Here is a 17,719-nt window from a genome sequence, read left to right as displayed (position 1 = left end):
TACTAGACGAAAACATATGCATCTGCAATTATCTTTAAGCCTAAAGGAAATGGGATCGGGGCGTGAGCGAATTCGACGCCATCTTTGTCGGTGCCGGCCACAACAGTCTGGCCTGCGCCGCGCATTTGGCGTCCAAGGGCTGGAAAACCGCTGTTTTCGAGCGCAATCCCGTGAGCGGCGGCGCGGTCCAGACGCGCGAACTGACGCTCCCCGGTTTCCGGCACGATCTCGCAGCAATGAATCTCAGCCTGTTCGCCGGTTCCGCTTTCCACCGGAAATATGCAAATGAATTGAAATGGGCGGGACTGGAATTCGTCCCGGCCGCCGATTGTTTTGCATCGGTGTTTCCTGACGGACGCTGGTTCGGCGTCAGCACCGACATTGAAAAGACGGTCGCGCGGCTCGAAAAATTCTCGAAGGACGACGCCGAGACATGGCGTCGGCTGGTCGGCGGCTTCATGGGCGAGGCCGAGCACCTCTTCCGCCTGCTCGGTTCGCCAATGGGGGCGCGTGCGCTCGCCGGCACGGGCTGGAACCTTTGGCGCAAGAAGGGCGTCAAGGGCTCGCTCGACACGGCCAAGCTGCTGCTGTCGTCGCCGCGCGCCTGGCTGGATGACAATTTCACCTCGCCGCATGTGAAGGCGACGCTCGCCGCATGGGGCATGCATCTCGACTTCGCTCCCGATATCGCAGGCGGCGCGGTCTTCCCCTACCTCGAATCCATGGCCAACCAGAGTTTTGGCATGGTGATCGGCAAGGGTGGCGCCGACACGATTATCCGCGCGTTGGAAGGCGTGCTGACAAAAGCGGGCGGCAAGGTGTTCCACAGCGCGGATGTTGCCGAGATCGTTACCGTCAGCGGCAAGGCGACCGGCATCAGGCTCGCCAACGGCGAGACGCATACGGCGACGAAGGCGGTTATCGCAGGCGTCGCGCCCGGAGCGCTGGCCGGCAAGCTGCTGCCGAAAGGCTCGGGCGATGCGGGCTTCGACACGGTGATGAAGAAGTTCCGCCATGCGCCCGGTACGATGATGATCCATCTGGCGATGGACGGCCTGCCCGACTGGAAGGCCGGCGAGGAGTTGAAGTCCTTCGCCTATGTGCATATCGCGCCGTCGCTGGAGCAGATGGCGAAGACATACCAACAGGCAATTGCTGGAATGCTGCCCGACGAGCCGGTGCTCGTTGTGGGTCAGCCGACAGCGGTCGATCCGTCTCGCGCGCCTGATGGCAAGCATGTGCTGTGGGTGCAGGTGCGCGCGCTTCCGGCCGAGGTCATCGGGGACGCGGCGGGCGAGATCGGGCCGGCGCACTGGGACGAGATCAAGGAGCGCTATGCCGACCGGGCGCTGGCGTTGATCGAGAAACACGCGCCGGGCCTATCAAGCAAGATACTTGGCCGCGCGGTGTTCTCGCCTATCGACTTGGAACGCGAGAACCCCAACCTCGTCGGTGGCGACCAGATCTGCGGCAGCCATCATATCTCGCAGAACTTCCTGTTCCGCCCGGCGCCCGGCTATGCGCGCTGGAACACGCCGGTCGCCAATCTGCATCTTGTTGGCGCGGCCACTTGGCCCGGAGCCGGAACGGGTGCAGGCTCGGGTTTCATGCTTGCGCAGCAACTGGCGGGTGCATGACAATGCAGGTCGATATCCGGAAGCGATAGAAGGTCACGATGAAGCGCAAGGCGATAAACCCAGCCACTTTATATGAGTCCACACAGTTCGGATTCTCGCACGCGGTCGAGCAGAATGGCGGCCGTACGCTGCATCTGGCCGGACAGGTCGCCTGGAACAAGGCCGGCGAGGTCGTCGGTCCCGGCGATCTCGCCGCACAGACGCGCCAAGCGCTCGCCAACCTGAGGGCCGTACTGGCCGAGGTCGGCGCGACGCCTGCGGACATCGTGCGCCTGCGCACCTATGTGGTCGATCATTCGCCTGACAAGCTCGGGCCGGTCATCGGCGAGATCATGGCCTTCTACGACGGCGTCGTGCCGGCGGCCAACACCTTCATCGGCGTACAGGCGCTCGCGCTTCCGGATTTTCTGGTGGAGATCGAGGCAACGGCAGCACTTTAGACTCAACCGCGCCTTAGGGCGTTCACACAACCAAACCAACAATCAACTGGGGAACGAGAACATGACCATCAACAGACGAACAATCCTTAAACTGGCCGGCGCGACCGCCGCCATGGCAGGCTTCTCGATGCCGCGCATGGCGCTGGCGCAGGCCGACGAACTCGTCATCGCCTACAACGTCAACCTGCCGTCGTGGGACCCGACCACCGGCCCGTCGGCGGTGAACCCTACCATCCAGGGCATCTATCAGTCGGTGTTCGACCAGTTCATCCTGCAGAAGCCGGACCTCTCGCTCACGCCCGGCCTGCTCACCGAGTGGGGCTTCTCCGACGATCTCAAGCAGGTGCACATGACCGTGCGCGAGGGCGTCACCTGGCACGACGGCTCGCCCTTCACGGCCGAGGATATCGTCTGGTCGCTGGAGCGCGCCGCCAAGGAAGAGACCGGCAACCCGATCCAGTTCGTCTGGAAGAACGTCAACAACTTCAAGATCGACGGCAACAAGATCACCGGCGACGTCGTGCAGTTCGATCCGACCTACTTCAAGTGGATGTCGTTCCTGACCGGCTATGTCCTGCCCAAGGCCTATTACGAGAAGGTCGGCGCGGAAGGCTTCGAAGCCAAGCCGATCGGCACCGGCCCCTACATGGTCGAGAAGTTCGAGCGCAACGCTTTCGTCCAGCTCAAGGCCTATCCAGGCTACTGGGGCGAGAAACCGGCCTTTGAGAACGTCACCATCAAGTTCGTGACAGACGCCGCCAGTCGCGTCGCCGAAATCGAGTCCGGCGCTTCGCACGTCACGCTCGAAATCCCCTACGAGGAATACGATCGCCTGATCGCGAAAGACGGGCTGGGCGGCACGGCCGACACGGTCTCCGACATCGGCATGATCTTTTTCAACGACATCGACGTGATGCTCGACCCGAACGTGCGTCAGGCAGCCGTCCTCTCGGTCGACAAGAAGCTTCTGGTTGACCGCCTGCTGCGTGGATACGGCCTGCCGATCGACACGCTGGAGACGCCGGAATACGAGGCTTTCGACGAGACGATCAAGGTCGAGTACAATCCGGAAAAGGCCGTCGAACTGCTCAAGGCCTCGGGCTATTCGCCGGAGAACCCGGTGAAGTTCACGATCCAGACGACGCGCGGCTTCAAGCCCAAGGACTACGAGATGATCCAGGCGATCGTCGGCATGTGGCGCAAGGTCGGCATCGAGGCAAACATTGAGGTCTACGAGATCGCCAAGCACTACGAGCTGCGCGCCGCCGACCAGCTTGCGCCGGCCGCCTTCTACAACTGGGGCAACTCGATCGGCGACCCGACCACCTCGACCGGCTTCGCCATGTACGGCCCGAGCCCGCATTCGGTCTGGGACAGCCAGGACGTCATCGACGCGATCAACCCGCTGTGGGGCGAGGCCGACGAGGCCAAGCGCATCGCCGGCTGGAAGGCCGTCAGCAAGCTGATCGCCGACAACGCCTATGTGCTGCCGCTGCTGCAGTATGCCCAGCCTGTCGTCTATTCAGACACGGTCAAGGTCGTGCCGCACAAGTCCGGCGCGCTGTTGCCGGCCCTCATGTCGCCAGCCTCGTAGCCTGATCGAGACTGCAGGGCGCCGCCCCCGGGGGGCGGCGCAGCATTCCTGAACTCCGTTGCCATGCCGTCTCGCAGACGGCGCGATAGGCTATGATTTTTCAAAGATTCCTCGTCCGGCTCCTCACCATGGCGATCACGCTGCTCGGCGTGTCGGTGGTGGTGTTCGTGATCATCCGTGTCGCACCCGGCGACCCGATCTCTATGATGCTGCCGCCGGGCGCCACACAGGCTGACATCGACCGGCTGCGCGCGCTCTACGGGCTCGATCGCTCGATCGTGGAGCAATATTTCATCTGGCTGGCCGGCGTGATGCAGGGGAACTTCGGCACCTCGATCTCGCTTCGGCAGGATGTGATGTCGCTGGTGCTGAGCCGGCTGCCGGCAACGCTGGAGCTGTCGATCTTTGCTCTGTTCATCGCGCTCCTCATCGGCGGGCCGCTGGCCGTCATCGGGGCGCGCGAACAGGGCACGGCCGTCGAGGCAGGCATCGATGTCGCCAATGGCGCGGCGCTCTCCATCCCCGACTTCCTGTGGGGGCTGGCGCTGATCCTGCTGTTCGGTGTGCTGTGGCCGGTCTTCCATATTTCCGGCCGCGTCTCGCCGCGCCTCGACCTTCCCTTCGTCACCCAGTTCTATCTCTTCGAGAGCATTTTCCGTCTGCGCTTCGACCTGACGAAGGACCTCATCGGCCACATGTTCATGCCGGCGCTGGCGCTGGCGCTGCCGCTCGCGGCCATCATCTCGCAGCTCCTGAAGATTTCACTCAAGGAAGTGATGACGCTCGACTACGTGACGCTGGCGCGGGTCAAAGGATTTTCGGAGACAAAGGTCATCCTGCGCGAGGCGCTGAAGAACGCGGCCCTCCCCACGCTGACGCTTATCGGCGTGCAGTTCACCTTCCTCATCGGCGGCACGGTCATCATCGAGCGCCTGTTCTCCTACGAAGGGCTCGGCAACATGGCGATCGACGCGGTCATCAATCGCGACCTGCCGCTCATCCAGGGCATCGTACTCGTCTTCGCGCTGATCTTTGTGCTGATCAATCTCGCTGTCGACATGATGTACGCACTGCTCAATCCGAGGCTGCGCCATGGCTGACTCACGTGCCCTGCCCCGCCGCCGCTTCGACGCCCGCCTGATGCTCGCCGGCGGCTGGCTGCTCGTTGTCCTTCTGGCCGCGATCTTTGCGCCACTCGTCGCGCCGCACGACCCGCTGGCGCAGGACCTGATGCTGGAGCGCCTGCCGCCCTTCTGGCTGCCCGGTTCGGAGCCCGGCTACTGGCTCGGCACCGACAGCCTCGGGCGCGATCTCCTGTCTCGCCTCATCTTCGGCGCGCGTATCGCGCTCATCGTCGCCTTCGTTGCGGCACTCGCCGCCTGCATCGTCGGATCGACACTGGGACTCATCGCAGGCTATTTCGGCGGCTGGCCGGACCGCATCATCTCGCGCATCGTCGATGTCTGGATGGCGTTCCCCCCGGTGCTGTTCGCCATCCTGCTTGTCGCCGTGTTCGGCACAGGATTGATGTCCGTCATCATCGCCATCGTCGTCATCGACTGGACGCGCTTTTGCCGCGTCATCCGCGCCGAGGCGATGAGCCAGGCACGCATGGACTATGTCGAGAATGCCCGCATCGCCGGCTTCGGACGCATACGAATCATGGTGTCCGAAGTCCTGCCCAACGTGCTGCCATCCATCGTCGCGCTGCTGTCGCTCGAGATGGGCATCGCCGTCATCGTCGAGGCCATCCTGTCGTTCGTGAACCTGTCCATCTCCAGCGACGCGCCGACGTGGGGAGGCATCATCGCGGAGGGGCGGCTGTCCATCCACCAGGCATGGTGGGTGCTGGTGTTCCCGCTGATTGCGCTGTTCCTCACCGTGCTGTCGTTCAGCCAGTTCGGCGAAGGGCTGAAGTCGCGCTTCGACCCGGTGCTGAGATGAGCGACTGTCTCGACATCTCCAACCTCAGCGCGACGCTGCCATCGGGCCAGCGCGTGCTGCGCTCGGTGTCTCTGACCGTGCAGCCCGGCGAGGTGCGCGCGCTCGTCGGCGAGAGCGGGGCCGGCAAGAGCATGATCGGCAAGGCGGTGCTCGGCGTGCTGCCGCCGAGCGTTCGCATCGTTGAGGGCGCGATCCGGCTGGAAGGGACCGACCTCGACGCGCTGTCGGCGAAGGAGCGCCGACGGCTGATCGGGGCGAAGGCCGCGCTGATCCCTCAGGATCCGCTGACCGCGCTCAACCCGTCGCGGCGCGTCGGGCCGCAGATGACCGACCGTCTCGTCCACATCCTCGGCTGGGATGCCGACAAGGCGGATAAACGCGTGCGGCAATTGCTCGATGAGGTGCATATCCGCGAGCCGGATCGTGTCATGAAGGCATATCCGCACGAACTTTCCGGCGGCATGCGCCAGCGCGTGCTGATCGCGGCCGCCTTCGCCTCCGAGCCGCGCCTGATCGTCGCGGACGAGCCGACGACGGCGCTGGACGTGACCGTTCAGAAGCAGATCCTGCGCCTCATCGCCCAGCTCCAGCAGGAGCATGGCACCGCGATCCTGTTCGTCACGCACGACCTCGGCGTCGTCGCCAAGGTCAGCCAAAAGGTGACGGTGCTCTATGCCGGCAAGGTGGTCGAGGAGGCGGACACGCCTGCGCTGTTCGCCAACCCGCAACATGCCTACACCCGCGCGCTGATGGCCGCGACGCCGAAATACACCGACCCTCTCGCGTCGCTGAAGCCGGTGGACGAGTCGGTACTGGCGGGGCTCGCCGCGGAGGTCGCGGTTGCCGACCACGACTGGAGGCCCCATGGCTGAGCCTCTGTTCAAGGTCAGCGGCCTGAAGGTCGCGCTGCCCGACATGACGAGGAAGCCGCTGATCGGCAGCGCGCCTCTGGTGGAGATCCTGAAGGGTCTCGACTTCGAACTGCCGCGCCGCTCGGTGACCGGCATCGTCGGCGAATCCGGCTCGGGCAAGTCGACGCTCGGCCGCGCACTGGTGCGGCTGATCGAACCAAGCGCCGGCAGCATCAATTTCGAGGGCCGCGACATCGCGCATCTGCCGGAGGGCGAATTGCGCCCGCTCCGGCGAAACCTGCAGATGATCTTCCAGGACCCTATGTCGTCGCTGAACCCGCGCCGCACGATCGGCGCGATCATCGCCGCGCCGCTAAAGCTCAACGGGCTTGGCGACAATCTGGACCAACGTGTCGCCGAGGCGCTGAAGCGTGTCGGCCTGCCGGAGAACTTCGCAAAGCGCTATCGTCACGAGCTTTCCGGCGGGCAGCGCCAGCGCGTTGGGATTGCGCGCGCGCTGGCGCTGTCGCCCGACTTCGTGCTCGCCGACGAGATCGTGTCGGGCCTCGACGTCTCCACGCAGGCACAGATCCTGACGCTGCTCGAAAAGCTCGCCGACGAGATGGGCCTGACGGTCGCCTTCATCAGCCACGACCTCTCCGTCATCCGGCGGCTCTGCAAGCAGGTTATCGTGATGCGGCAGGGCGAGATCGTGGAACAGGGCCCGACCGACGCGCTCTTCGCGGATCCGAAGCACGCCTACACGCGCGACCTCATCGCGGCCATTCCGCTGCCGGAGATCGACGCCGACTGGCTGAAGGCAGGCTGAACAATCAACCGTGTCGGCTCGCGGGCGCCGATGCGGAAACCAGGGGATTTGCCCGCCAATGGGAGACGACAATGAAGTATCTTGTTCGCAGTGCATGCATCGCTACCGGTCTGCTTGCCGGAGCGGGTTCGACCGCCTCGGCCGATGGCATACCGGGCATGCGCGGTCATGACCACACCGGCATCACCGTGCCGGACATGGCGCAGGCCGTCGATTTCTTCACCAACGTCGTCGGCTGCCAGAAGGCGATGTCTTTCGGCCCCTTCGCCGACGATAAGGGCACCTTCATGCAGGACCTGCTTGGCGTCGACCCAAAGGCGGTCATCAAGGAAATCACGCTGGTACGCTGCGGTTTCGGCTCGAACATAGAGCTGTTCGAATACACCGCGCCCGACCAGAAGGACCTCGCGCAGAAGAACAGCGATGTCGGCGCCTTTCACATTGCCTTCTATGTCGACGACGTTCCGGCTGCGGAGAAATATCTGAAGGACAAGGGCGTGGCGACGCGCATCGTGCTTCCTGTCGGTGAAGGCCCGGCGGCCGGTCAGACCGTCATGTATTTCCAGGCGCCGTGGGGACTGCAGTTCGAGGCGATCAGCTATCCGCAAGGCATGGCCTATGAGAAGGAAGGCGGCACGATTCTCTGGAGCCCGAAGGACCCAGCCAAATAAGTGGCGTTCTGTTCACACCTGGAAAGCGGGCACCCCTCGCCCGCTTTCCAACGAATTTCATTCAGCTTGAAATTTTAAGCTTGAAGTAATTTGCTTCCGGCGCGATATTGCCGGACGCAAGCAGAGGAGAGCGCTCGATGAAGGTCGCGGTTCTTGGTGGCGGACCTGCCGGTCTCTACTTCGCGATCTCGATGAAGTTGCGAAACTCGGCGCACGACATCACCGTCATCGAGCGGAACAAGCCGGATGACACGTTCGGGTGGGGGGTGGTGCTTTCGGCCGAAACACTCGACAACCTCAACCGCAACGATCCCGTCAGCGCCGTCTGGATCAAGCGCTACTTCGCCTATTGGGACGACATCGCTGTCATCTACAAGGGCACGCGCACCGTCTCGACCGGCCATGGCTTCTGCGGCATCGGCCGCAAGCGCCTGCTGCTGCTGCTTCAGCGCCGCGCCCGCGAACTCGGCATCGCCGTGCAGTTCGAGACGGAAGCGCCCGACCCCCGCCCCTATATGGAAGAATACGATCTCGTCGTCGCGGCCGACGGCCTGAACTCGCGCTCGCGTTCGACCTTCGCCGACGTGTTCAAGCCCGACATCGACACGCGCAAGTGCAAGTTCGTGTGGCTGGGCACGAAACAGAAATTCGACGACGCCTTCACCTTCATCTTCGAGAAAACCGAGCATGGCTGGGTCTGGGCGCACGCCTACCAGTTCGATCCCGAGACCGCGACCTTCATCGTCGAGTGCAGCCAGGAAACCTGGGACAAGTTCGGCTTCGGCGGGATGAGCCAGCAGGAGTCCATCGCCACCTGCGAGAAGATTTTCGAAAAACATCTCGGCGGGCATCCGCTGATGACCAACGCCAACCATATCCGCGGCTCGGCGTGGATCAACTTCCCGCGGGTGCTATGCGAACGCTGGTCGTACAAGAACCTCGCGCTGATGGGCGACGCTGCCGCATCGGCGCATTTCTCGATCGGCTCCGGCAGCAAGTTGGCGCTCGAAAGCGCGGTCGCGCTCGCCGACTATGTGCACTCGGAGCCAGACCTCGAATCCGCCTTCCGCAAATATGAGGACGCGCGACGCACCGAGGTGCTCAAGCTTCAGTCGGCGGCACGCAATTCGCTGGAGTGGTTCGAGGAGGTCGAGCGCTATCTCGATCTCGATCCCGTCCAGTTCAACTATTCGCTGCTGACGCGCTCGCAGCGCATCAGCCACGAAAACCTGCGCCTGCGCGATCCAGAATGGCTCGGCGACGCGGAAGAGTGGTTTCAGCGCGAAGCCGGCGCGCCGGAGGAAAGCTGGAAGCGCGCACCGATGTTCGCGCCCTACAAGCTGCGCGACATGCAACTTGCCAACCGCGTCGTCGTCTCGCCGATGGCGCAGTACAAGGCCGTCGATGGCTGCCCGACAGACTGGCATTTCACGCATTACGCCGAGCGCGCCAAGGGCGGCGCGGGCCTCGTCTATATCGAGATGACCTGCGTCAGCCCGGAAGGCCGCATCACGCCCGGCTGCCCCGGCCTTTACAAGCCCGAGCACGAGGTAGCCTGGAAGCGGCTGGTGGATTTCGTGCATCGCGAGACGACGGCGAAGATCTGCGCGCAGATCGGCCACGCCGGCCCCAAGGCATCGGTTCAGGTGCCATGGGAAGACGACGGTATGCCGCTCGGCAACGGTGACTGGGAAATTCTTGGGCCTTCGGCTGTTGCATGGTCCGACAAGCACCAGACGCCAAAAGCGATGACGCGCGCCGATATGGATCTGGTGCGCGACCAGTTCGTGGCGTCCGCCGAGATGGCGGATCGCTGCGGCTTCGACATGCTAGAAATCCACGCAGCACACGGCTACCTGCTCTCGTCGTTCATCACCCCGCTCACAAACAAGCGCACGGATGAGTATGGCGAATCGCTGGAAAACCGTATGCGTTATCCGCTCGAAATCTTCCACGCGGTGCGCGAGGCCTGGCCTCTGCACAAGCCGATCTCGGTGCGCATTTCTGCCAATGACTGGGTCGGCATCGAGGGCGTGACGCCGGCCGACGCCGTGGAGATCGCAAAGATGCTCTCCGCCGCCGGCGTGGACATCTGCGACGTCTCGGCCGGCCAGACCTCGACCTTGGCCAAACCGGTCTATGGGCGCATGTTCCAGACGCCTTTCTCCGACCGAATCCGCAACGAGACGGGCATGGCCACGATGGCGGTCGGCAACATCTACGAGCCGGACCACGTGAACTCGATCCTGATGGCCGGCCGAGCCGATCTCGTCTGCCTCGCGCGTCCACACCTCGCCGACCCCTACTGGACGCTGCATGCGGCCATCACGCTGGGCGACCGCGGCGTGAAGTGGCCCGACCCTTATCTTCCCGGCCGCGACCAGGCCTACCGCCTCGCTGCCCAGCGCAACGCCGTGCCGGAGTTCAAGGTATGAGCCGCCACGCCCTCGTCACCGGCGGCGGCTCAGGCGTGGGGCGCGCAATCGCACTAGCGCTGGCCGAAGCCGGCATCAGCGTGACGATCTGCGGCCGGCGGCTGGATGCGCTCGAACGGGTTGGGGCGGAGAATACCCGCATTCATGCCGTCACGGCCGACGTGACCGATGAGCAGTCTATGCTGGCACTCTACGAACAGGCCGAGGCTGCGCGCGGGCCGTTCGATATCATCGTCGCCAATGCCGGCAGCGCCGAGAGCGCGCCGGCCCACAAGGTCTCGCTGGACGACTGGAAAGCGACTCTCGACGTCAACCTTACCGGCGCGTTTCTGACCGTGAAGCCTGCGCTGGTGGCCATGGCCGCGCGCAAGGCGGGCCGTATCATCTTCGTTGCGTCCACTGCCGGCCTCAAGGGCTACGGCTATGTCGCGCCCTATGTCGCGGCCAAGCATGGTGTGGTTGGGCTGATGCGCGCGCTTGCGGCCGAGCTGGCCAAGACAGGCGTTACTGTAAATGCCGTCTGCCCCGGTTTCGTCGAGACGGACATGCTGGAGCGCTCAGTCGAGAATATCGTGCGCAAGACCGGCCGTTCGGTCGAAGAGACGCGCGCAACGCTTGCCGCCACCAATCCTCAGAACCGCTTCATACAACCGGACGAAATCGCCGACGCCGTGCTTTGGCTTTGCGGAGACAATGCGCGCTCGATCACCGGTCAGGCGATCTCCATCTCGGGTGGCGAGACATGGTAAGTGCGCCGCTGTCCGATATCTCCCACGACAACAAGGAGCGGCTGCGGCTTTGGATCAGGATGCTGCGCGCCGCGCGCACCATCGAGGCCGAACTGCGCGAACGTCTGCGCCAGGAGTTCGACACGACCCTGCCGCGCTTCGACGTGATGGCCGCGCTCTACCGTACCCCGGACGGCATGCTGATGAGCGGTCTCTCCAGTTTTCTTCTGGTCTCCAACGGCAACGTTACCGGCATCGTCGATCGTCTCGTCTCCGAAGGGCTGGTGGAGCGAGCGCGCCGCAACGGCGACCGCCGCACCTCGATGGTGACGCTGACGGAGGCCGGCCGCGCGCAGTTCGAGGCGATGGCGGCCGCGCACGAAGGCTGGATCGGCGAATTGCTTGCTGGCGTCGGCGACGAGGACACGAAGCGGCTCGCCGCCATGCTGAAGTCGTTCAGCAGCAGTTGGGAGGGGCACGAATGACCGCTATGGCTGCACTGAAGCCGAAGCACTTCCTATGGGAAGCCGAAGGACGGATTGCGAAAATCCGCCTCAACCGTCCAGAGCGCAAAAACCCGCTCACCTGCGAGTCCTACGCCGAACTGCGCGATACGTTCCGCGCGCTCGTCTATGCCGACGATATCGACGCCGTGGTCTTCCTGCCTAACTGCGGCAATTTCTGCTCGGGCGGCGACGTTCACGACATCATCGGGCCGCTGGTCCGCATGAACATGAAGGAACTCTTGGCCTTCACGCGCATGACGGGCGATTTCGTCAAGGCAATGCTGAACTGCGGCAAGCCTATCATCTCGGCGGTGGACGGCGTGGCCGTCGGCGCCGGCGCGATCATCGCGATGTCTTCCGACATCCGCATCGCCACGCCGGAGGCCAAGACCGCCTTCCTGTTCACCAAGGTCGGGCTGGCCGGCTGCGACATGGGCGCCTGCGCAATCCTGCCGCGCATCATCGGCCAAGGCCGCGCCGCCGAACTGCTCTACACCGGCCGCAGCATGAGCGCGGCGGAGGGCGAACGATGGGGTTTTTACAACCGGCTCGTGGACGCCGAAGCGCTGGAAGCCGACGCCATGGAGATGGCCGCGCGCATCGTTTCCGGTCCCACCTTCGCGCACGGCATCACCAAGACCCAGCTCAACCAGGAATGGTCGATGGGGCTTGACCAGGCCATCGAGGCAGAGGCCCAGGCGCAGGCGATTTGCATGCAGACCAGGGACTTCGAGCGCGCCTACACCGCCTTCGTGGCGAAGCAGAAGCCGGTTTTCGAGGGAGATTGATGCCTGACCGCTCCTTCCTCGACTGGCCGTTCTTCGAGCCGCGCCATCGCGAGTGGGCCGAAAAACTCGACGCGTGGTGCGCGGCGAACCTGCCTGTCGATCATCATGACGTGGACGCCGCCTGTCGCGAACTCGTCGCCATGCTTGGCCGTGACGGCTGGCTGAAACCGACGACCATCGACACCGCCAACCCCGCGCCACTCGACGTGCGCGTGCTCTGCATCACGCGCGAGACGCTGGCGCGGCACGACGGGCTCGCAGACTTTGCCTTCGCCATGCAGGGGCTCGGCACCGGCGCGATCAGCCTGTTCGGCACCGACACGCAGAAAGAGTGGCTGGCGAAGACACGCGCCGGCAAGGCGATCTCGGCCTTCGCGCTCTCTGAGCCGCGCTCCGGTTCCGACGTCGCCAACATGGACATGGCCGCGACGAAGGATGGCGACCTTTACGTTCTCGATGGCGAAAAGACTTGGATTTCCAACGGCGGCATCGCCGACCTCTATGTTGTCTTCGCCCGCACGGGCGAAGCGCCCGGCGCAAAAGGCATCTCGGCCTTCCTCGTGCCTGCCGACACCAAGGGGCTGACGGTTGCCGAGCGGTTGGAAGTGATCGCTCCGCATCCGCTGGCGCGGCTGTCCTTCGAGTGCGTGCGCGTTCCCTCCTCTGCCATGATCGGCAAGCCCGGCGAAGGCTTCAAGATCGCGATGTCGGTGCTCGATGTGTTTCGCTCGACGGTCGGCGCGGCCGCACTTGGTTTCGCGCGGCGTGCGCTCGACGAGAGCCTGAAGCGCGTGGCCGAACGCAAACTCTTCGGCGCGCCGCTCGCCGAGCTGCAGATGGTGCAGGGCCACCTCGCCGATATGGCGCTCGACATTGATGCCGCCGCGCTGCTCGTCTATCGCGCTGCGTGGACGAAGGATTCAGGCGCCGCGCGCGTCACGCGCGAGGCCGCTATGGCCAAGCTTTTCGCCACCGACAGCGCGCAGGAGGTGATCGACAAGGCGGTGCAGCTTCACGGCGGCGACGGCGTACGCAAGGGCCATATCGTAGAAAGCCTCTACCGCGAAATTCGCGCGCTACGCATCTACGAAGGTGCGTCCGACGTGCAGAAGGTGGTTATCGCAAGACAGGTACTCGCAGACGTCAGCAAATAACAACACCAGAGGGAAAAGGGACTGCGCATGACAAAGGAACTCGCGAAAGGCATCACCGCCAACGGCACCGGCTTCGACGGCATCAAGTGGAACATTCTCGGCCAGATCTATTATCCGAAGGCTGTGTGCGATAGCGCTTTCGCCTTCGAGACGAACAGCGATCCGGGTCAGTTCGTGCCCGTCCACATCCATCCAGACCAGGACGAGTTCATCCTCGTGCAGGAAGGCCAGCTCGAACTGAAGCTCGACGGCGTGTGGTCGACCGCGAATGCAGGCGACCTCGTTCGCATGCCGAAGGGCATCCCGCATGGCTACTTCAACAAGTCCGACAAGCCGTGCCGGGCGCTGTTCTGGGTGTCGCCGGCAGGCCGGCTGAAGGAACTTTTCGAGCAATTGCACGACAAGAGCGATATCCCCACAATCATCCAGCTTTCGGCCGACCACGACGTGGATTTCCTGCCGGAAGAAGCGAACGCATAGATGCTCGGGCCGTCTGCACATACGGACACGTTCACGCGGGACAACCTGCCGCCCGAGGACCAGTGGCCGGATTTCCTGCTCGACGGCTTCGACTATCCGGAACGGCTGAATGCGGCGGTGGAACTCACCGACCGCATGGTCGACAAGGGCTTCGGCGACAACACCGCGCTGATCGGCAATGGCCGGCAGCGCACCTACAAGGAGTTGTCGGACTGGACGAACCGGCTGGCGCATGCGCTGGTCGAGAACTACGGCGTCAAGCCCGGCAACCGCGTGCTGATCCGCTCGGCCAACAACCCCGCCATGGTCGCCTGCTGGCTGGCGGCGACCAAGGCCGGCGCGGTCGTGGTCAACACCATGCCCATGCTGCGCGCAGGCGAACTGTCGCAGATCGTGGACAAGGCCGAGATCGCGCTGGCGCTCTGCGACACGCGGCTGATGGACGAGATGGTCGCCTGCGCCAAGGACAGCCGCTTCCTCAAGCAGGTCATCGGCTTCGACGGCACGGCCAACCACGACGCGGAACTTGACCGCGCGGCGCTCAGCAAGTCCGTCCGCTTCGAACCCGTGCAGACCGGCCGCGACGACGTCGCGCTGCTCGGCTTCACTTCGGGCACGACTGGCGTGCCCAAGGCGACGATGCACTTTCACCGCGACCTGCTCATCATCGCCGATGGCTATGCGAAGGAAGTGCTCGGCGTCACGTCCGACGACGTGTTCGTCGGCTCGCCGCCGCTTGCCTTCACCTTCGGCCTCGGCGGCCTTGCGATCTTCCCGCTCCGCTTCGGCGCGGCGGCGACGCTGCTCGAAAGCGCCACCCCGCCCAACATGGTCGAGATCATCGAGACGTACAAGGCGACGATAAGCTTCACAGCGCCGACCGCCTACCGCGCCATGCTGGCGGCGATGGACAAGGGTGCGGACCTGTCCTCGCTGCGCATCGCGGTTTCGGCTGGCGAAACCCTGCCGGCTCCGGTTTATGAAGACTGGACGCGCAAGACCGGCAAGCCGATCCTCGACGGCATCGGCGCGACCGAAATGCTGCACATCTTCATCTCCAACCGCCTCTCCGACATGGCCCCCGGCCAGACCGGCAAGCCCGTCACAGGCTACGAAGCCAGGATCGTCGACGAGAACATGAACGAACTGCCGCGCGGCACTGTCGGGCGGCTTGCCGTGCGCGGGCCGACCGGCTGTCGCTACATGGCCGATGACAGGCAGGCGAAATATGTCCGCGACGGCTGGAACCTCACGGGCGATTCGTTCGTGCAGGACGAAGACGGCGTCTTCCACTTCGCTGCGCGCTCCGACGACATGATCATCTCGTCCGGCTACAACATCGCCGGCCCGGAAGTGGAGGCGGCGCTCCTCGCCCATGCGCACGTCCGCGAATGCGCCGTGATCGGCGTGCCCGACACGGATCGCGGGCAGATCGTCGAGGCACATGTCGTGCTGGTCGAGGGCGTCGAAGGCGACGATCTGGTGCTGAAGATCCTGCAGGATCACGTCAAGGCCGTGATCGCGCCCTACAAATATCCGCGCTCGGTGAAGTTCGTGGACGTGCTGCCCAAGACGCAGACCGGCAAGATCCAGCGGTTCAGGCTGCGAGAGGAAAGATGAGCGACTTCGCCCGCACCCGCGCGCTATTCGATATCCCCGAGGGGCTCATTTATCTCGACGGCAATTCGCTCGGCCCTCTGCCGGTCGTAGCGAAACAGCGCGTGGCCGACATGCTGGCGAACGAATGGGGCAAGCACCTCATCAAGGGCTGGAACGTCGCGGGCTGGATGGCGCAACCGCGCCGTATCGGCGATCGTATAGGCAAGCTCATCGGCGCGCCGGAAGGCACCGTCGTCATGGGCGATACGCTTTCGATCAAGGTCTACCAGGCGCTTGCCTCGGCGCTCGACCTCAACCCCGGCCGAAAGGTCGTACTCTCCGACAGCGGAAACTTCCCCTCCGACCTTTATATGGCACAGGGGCTGATCGGCTCGCTCGGTCGCGGGCTAGATCTCAAGGTCGTCGAGCCGGAAGACGTCGAGGCCGCGATAGATGAGACCGTCGCGGTCGTGATGCTGACCGAGGTCGACTATCGTACCGGCCGCCTGCACGACATGAAGGCGCTAACTGCCAAGGCGCATGCGGCTGGCGCGCTCACGGTCTGGGACCTCGCGCATTCGGCCGGAGCGATTCCGGTCGATGTCTTCGGCGCAGGCGCGGATTTCGCTGTTGGCTGCACCTACAAATATCTCAATGGCGGCCCCGGCGCGCCGGCCTTCATCTACGTCGCGCCCAAGCACGCGGAGATGGCGCGCCCTGCCCTGTCCGGCTGGCTCGGCCACGAGGCGCCCTTCGCCTTCGACCTCGACTACCGCGCCGGCCACGGCATCGATCGCATGCGCGTCGGCACCCCGCCTGTCATCGCGCTTACCGTCCTCGACGCCGCGCTCGACGCTTGGGACGGCGTGTCGATGCACGACGTACGCGCGGCCTCCATCGGGCTTTGCGACCTCTTCATCCGCGAGGTGGAAGGGCGCTGCCCGGAGCTGACGCTCGCCACCACCCGTCACGGCCATCAGCGCGGCAGCCAGGTGTCCTTCCGGCACCCGGCCGGCTACGCGATCATGCAGGCGCTGATCGCGCGCGGGGTCATCGGCGATTTCCGCGCGCCGGACGCTATCCGCTTCGGCTTCACGCCGCTCTATATCGGCGAGAAGGAAGTGCTCGGCGCCGCCGCGATTCTCGAAGCGATCATGAAGGATAGGCTCTGGGACAAGCCGGACTATCACCGCAAGGCGGCAGTGACATGAGCGGCAAGCCTTACGATCCGTCCGCCGAAGGCGCGCAGATGTCGTTCAAGGGACGCATGTCCTATGGCGACTACCTGCATCTCGAACGCGTGCTCGACGCGCAGGAGCCCTTGTCTGCCGCGCATGACGAATTGCTGTTCATCATCCAGCACCAGACCTCGGAACTGTGGATGAAGCTCGCCATCCACGAGATCCGCGCCGCGATGACGGCGATCCGCGAGGACAGGCTGGAGCCCGCCTTCAAGATGCTGACGCGTGTGGCCCGCATCTTCGAGCAACTCACCGGCGCGTGGGACGTGCTGCGCACGATGACGCCCAGCGAATACACCGAGTTCCGTGCCTCGCTCGGCCAGTCCTCCGGTTTCCAGTCGTGGCAGTACCGCGCCATCGAATTCCTCGCGGGAAATCGCAACCTCGCCATGCTGAAGCCGCACGAGCACGTGCCCGAGGTCTCCGCAAGGCTCGAGAATATTCTCTCCGCTCCCAGCCTCTATGACGAGGCGCTTCGCCTGCTGGTCCGAAAAGGCTTCGACATCGGTGACGAGGCGAACCGCGCCACGTGGCGCGAGACGCGCAGCGAGAATCCGAAGGTTCTGGAAGCCTGGAAGGTCGTTTACCGCGATCCCACGACACACTGGATGCTCTACGAACTGGCCGAGAAGCTGGTCGACTTCGAGGATTACTTCCGACGCTGGCGCTTCAACCACGTCACCACGGTGGAGCGCATCATCGGGTTGAAACGCGGCACGGGGGGGACCGCCGGCGTGTCCTATCTGCGCCGCATGCTGGAGGTCGAGCTGTTCCCCGAGCTCTGGAAGGTCCGGACGGAACTCTGATGAATATGACGGAGGA

General features: G+C 64.2%; 17 protein-coding genes. All 17 read left to right on the top strand.

What is annotated here, in order from left to right; all coding sequences use genetic code 11:
• The first annotated feature begins 62 nt into the window (after positions 1–62).
• The 17 genes from ABMA32_RS06610 (at position 63) to kynA (ending at position 17,703) form a co-directional block, all read left to right on the top strand.
• Positions 63–1,637, top strand: a complete 1,575-nt coding sequence (locus ABMA32_RS06610; protein WP_349012913.1) for a phytoene desaturase family protein — start codon at positions 63–65, stop codon at positions 1,635–1,637.
• 38 nt (positions 1,638–1,675) lie between these two features.
• Positions 1,676–2,077: a RidA family protein gene (locus ABMA32_RS06605; protein ID WP_349012912.1), complete on the top strand. Its 402-nt coding sequence runs from the start codon at positions 1,676–1,678 to the stop codon at positions 2,075–2,077.
• Positions 2,078–2,138: 61 nt separating this feature from the next.
• Entirely contained in the window at positions 2,139–3,671 is a 1,533-nt protein-coding gene (locus tag ABMA32_RS06600; protein ID WP_349012911.1) for an ABC transporter substrate-binding protein, read from the top strand.
• 92 nt (positions 3,672–3,763) lie between these two features.
• Positions 3,764–4,771: an ABC transporter permease gene (locus ABMA32_RS06595; RefSeq protein WP_349012910.1), complete on the top strand. Its 1,008-nt coding sequence runs from the start codon at positions 3,764–3,766 to the stop codon at positions 4,769–4,771.
• Complete coding sequence (locus ABMA32_RS06590; RefSeq protein WP_349012909.1) at positions 4,764–5,615, top strand: ABC transporter permease; 852 nt, start codon at positions 4,764–4,766, stop codon at positions 5,613–5,615. Before ABMA32_RS06595 ends, ABMA32_RS06590 begins: the two co-directional genes overlap by 8 nt.
• Entirely contained in the window at positions 5,612–6,487 is an 876-nt protein-coding gene (locus tag ABMA32_RS06585) for an ABC transporter ATP-binding protein (protein WP_349012908.1), read from the top strand. The genes ABMA32_RS06590 and ABMA32_RS06585 overlap by 4 nt, the downstream gene beginning before the upstream one ends.
• The gene (locus ABMA32_RS06580; protein ID WP_349012907.1) at positions 6,480–7,295 is read left to right on the top strand and encodes an ATP-binding cassette domain-containing protein; all 816 of its coding nucleotides are present in this window, start codon (positions 6,480–6,482) and stop codon (positions 7,293–7,295) included. The genes ABMA32_RS06585 and ABMA32_RS06580 overlap by 8 nt, the downstream gene beginning before the upstream one ends.
• 158 nt (positions 7,296–7,453) lie before the next feature.
• Positions 7,454–7,966: a VOC family protein gene (locus tag ABMA32_RS06575; protein WP_425475499.1), complete on the top strand. Its 513-nt coding sequence runs from the start codon at positions 7,454–7,456 to the stop codon at positions 7,964–7,966.
• Positions 7,967–8,103: 137 nt separating this feature from the next.
• The gene (locus ABMA32_RS06570; RefSeq protein WP_349012905.1) at positions 8,104–10,401 is read left to right on the top strand and encodes a bifunctional salicylyl-CoA 5-hydroxylase/oxidoreductase; all 2,298 of its coding nucleotides are present in this window, start codon (positions 8,104–8,106) and stop codon (positions 10,399–10,401) included.
• Positions 10,398–11,150, top strand: coding sequence for an SDR family NAD(P)-dependent oxidoreductase (locus ABMA32_RS06565; protein ID WP_349012904.1), 753 nt, complete (start codon positions 10,398–10,400; stop codon positions 11,148–11,150). The genes ABMA32_RS06570 and ABMA32_RS06565 overlap by 4 nt, the downstream gene beginning before the upstream one ends.
• Positions 11,144–11,614, top strand: a complete 471-nt coding sequence (locus ABMA32_RS06560; protein WP_349012903.1) for a MarR family winged helix-turn-helix transcriptional regulator — start codon at positions 11,144–11,146, stop codon at positions 11,612–11,614. Before ABMA32_RS06565 ends, ABMA32_RS06560 begins: the two co-directional genes overlap by 7 nt.
• Complete coding sequence (locus tag ABMA32_RS06555; RefSeq protein WP_349012902.1) at positions 11,611–12,423, top strand: enoyl-CoA hydratase family protein; 813 nt, start codon at positions 11,611–11,613, stop codon at positions 12,421–12,423. The genes ABMA32_RS06560 and ABMA32_RS06555 overlap by 4 nt, the downstream gene beginning before the upstream one ends.
• Positions 12,423–13,577 carry an acyl-CoA dehydrogenase family protein gene (locus ABMA32_RS06550; protein ID WP_349012901.1) on the top strand — a complete coding sequence of 385 codons (1,155 nt, stop codon included), beginning with the start codon at positions 12,423–12,425 and terminating at the stop codon, positions 13,575–13,577. Before ABMA32_RS06555 ends, ABMA32_RS06550 begins: the two co-directional genes overlap by 1 nt.
• A gap of 27 nt (positions 13,578–13,604) precedes the next feature.
• Positions 13,605–14,057 (top strand): cupin domain-containing protein, encoded by a 453-nt coding sequence (locus ABMA32_RS06545; protein WP_349012900.1) that lies wholly within the window; start codon positions 13,605–13,607, stop codon positions 14,055–14,057.
• Positions 14,058–15,677: a benzoate-CoA ligase family protein gene (locus ABMA32_RS06540; protein WP_349012899.1), complete on the top strand. Its 1,620-nt coding sequence runs from the start codon at positions 14,058–14,060 to the stop codon at positions 15,675–15,677. It begins immediately after the preceding gene.
• Positions 15,674–16,867, top strand: a complete 1,194-nt coding sequence (kynU, locus tag ABMA32_RS06535) for a kynureninase (protein WP_349012898.1) — start codon at positions 15,674–15,676, stop codon at positions 16,865–16,867. Before ABMA32_RS06540 ends, kynU begins: the two co-directional genes overlap by 4 nt.
• Positions 16,864–17,703, top strand: coding sequence for a tryptophan 2,3-dioxygenase (kynA, locus tag ABMA32_RS06530; protein ID WP_349012897.1), 840 nt, complete (start codon positions 16,864–16,866; stop codon positions 17,701–17,703). The genes kynU and kynA overlap by 4 nt, the downstream gene beginning before the upstream one ends.
• Positions 17,704–17,719: the final 16 nt, after the last annotated feature.

It is taken from the genome of Mesorhizobium quangtriensis (assembly GCF_040081925.1).
GTDB lineage: Bacteria > Pseudomonadota > Alphaproteobacteria > Rhizobiales > Rhizobiaceae > Mesorhizobium_K > Mesorhizobium_K quangtriensis.
The sequence above is the reverse complement of the archived record's forward strand: the minus strand, read 5'-3'. Positions and strand labels throughout refer to the sequence as shown.

Bases quoted from the DNA above. Each gene is read 5' to 3' on its own strand.
- ABMA32_RS06595 (WP_349012910.1), top strand. From the start codon at position 3,764: ATGATTTTTCAAAGATTCCTCGTCCGGCTCCTCACCATGGCGATCACG.
- ABMA32_RS06605 (WP_349012912.1), top strand. From the start codon at position 1,676: ATGAAGCGCAAGGCGATAAACCCAGCCACTTTATATGAGTCCACACAG.
- ABMA32_RS06545 (WP_349012900.1), top strand. From the start codon at position 13,605: ATGACAAAGGAACTCGCGAAAGGCATCACCGCCAACGGCACCGGCTTC.
- kynU (WP_349012898.1), top strand. From the start codon at position 15,674: ATGAGCGACTTCGCCCGCACCCGCGCGCTATTCGATATCCCCGAGGGG.
- ABMA32_RS06580 (WP_349012907.1), top strand. From the start codon at position 6,480: ATGGCTGAGCCTCTGTTCAAGGTCAGCGGCCTGAAGGTCGCGCTGCCC.
- ABMA32_RS06585 (WP_349012908.1), top strand. From the start codon at position 5,612: ATGAGCGACTGTCTCGACATCTCCAACCTCAGCGCGACGCTGCCATCG.
- ABMA32_RS06570 (WP_349012905.1), top strand. From the start codon at position 8,104: ATGAAGGTCGCGGTTCTTGGTGGCGGACCTGCCGGTCTCTACTTCGCG.
- ABMA32_RS06565 (WP_349012904.1), top strand. From the start codon at position 10,398: ATGAGCCGCCACGCCCTCGTCACCGGCGGCGGCTCAGGCGTGGGGCGC.
- ABMA32_RS06550 (WP_349012901.1), top strand. From the start codon at position 12,423: ATGCCTGACCGCTCCTTCCTCGACTGGCCGTTCTTCGAGCCGCGCCAT.
- ABMA32_RS06555 (WP_349012902.1), top strand. From the start codon at position 11,611: ATGACCGCTATGGCTGCACTGAAGCCGAAGCACTTCCTATGGGAAGCC.
- ABMA32_RS06590 (WP_349012909.1), top strand. From the start codon at position 4,764: ATGGCTGACTCACGTGCCCTGCCCCGCCGCCGCTTCGACGCCCGCCTG.
- ABMA32_RS06560 (WP_349012903.1), top strand. From the start codon at position 11,144: ATGGTAAGTGCGCCGCTGTCCGATATCTCCCACGACAACAAGGAGCGG.
- ABMA32_RS06540 (WP_349012899.1), top strand. From the start codon at position 14,058: ATGCTCGGGCCGTCTGCACATACGGACACGTTCACGCGGGACAACCTG.
- ABMA32_RS06600 (WP_349012911.1), top strand. From the start codon at position 2,139: ATGACCATCAACAGACGAACAATCCTTAAACTGGCCGGCGCGACCGCC.
- kynA (WP_349012897.1), top strand. From the start codon at position 16,864: ATGAGCGGCAAGCCTTACGATCCGTCCGCCGAAGGCGCGCAGATGTCG.
- ABMA32_RS06575 (WP_425475499.1), top strand. From the start codon at position 7,454: ATGCGCGGTCATGACCACACCGGCATCACCGTGCCGGACATGGCGCAG.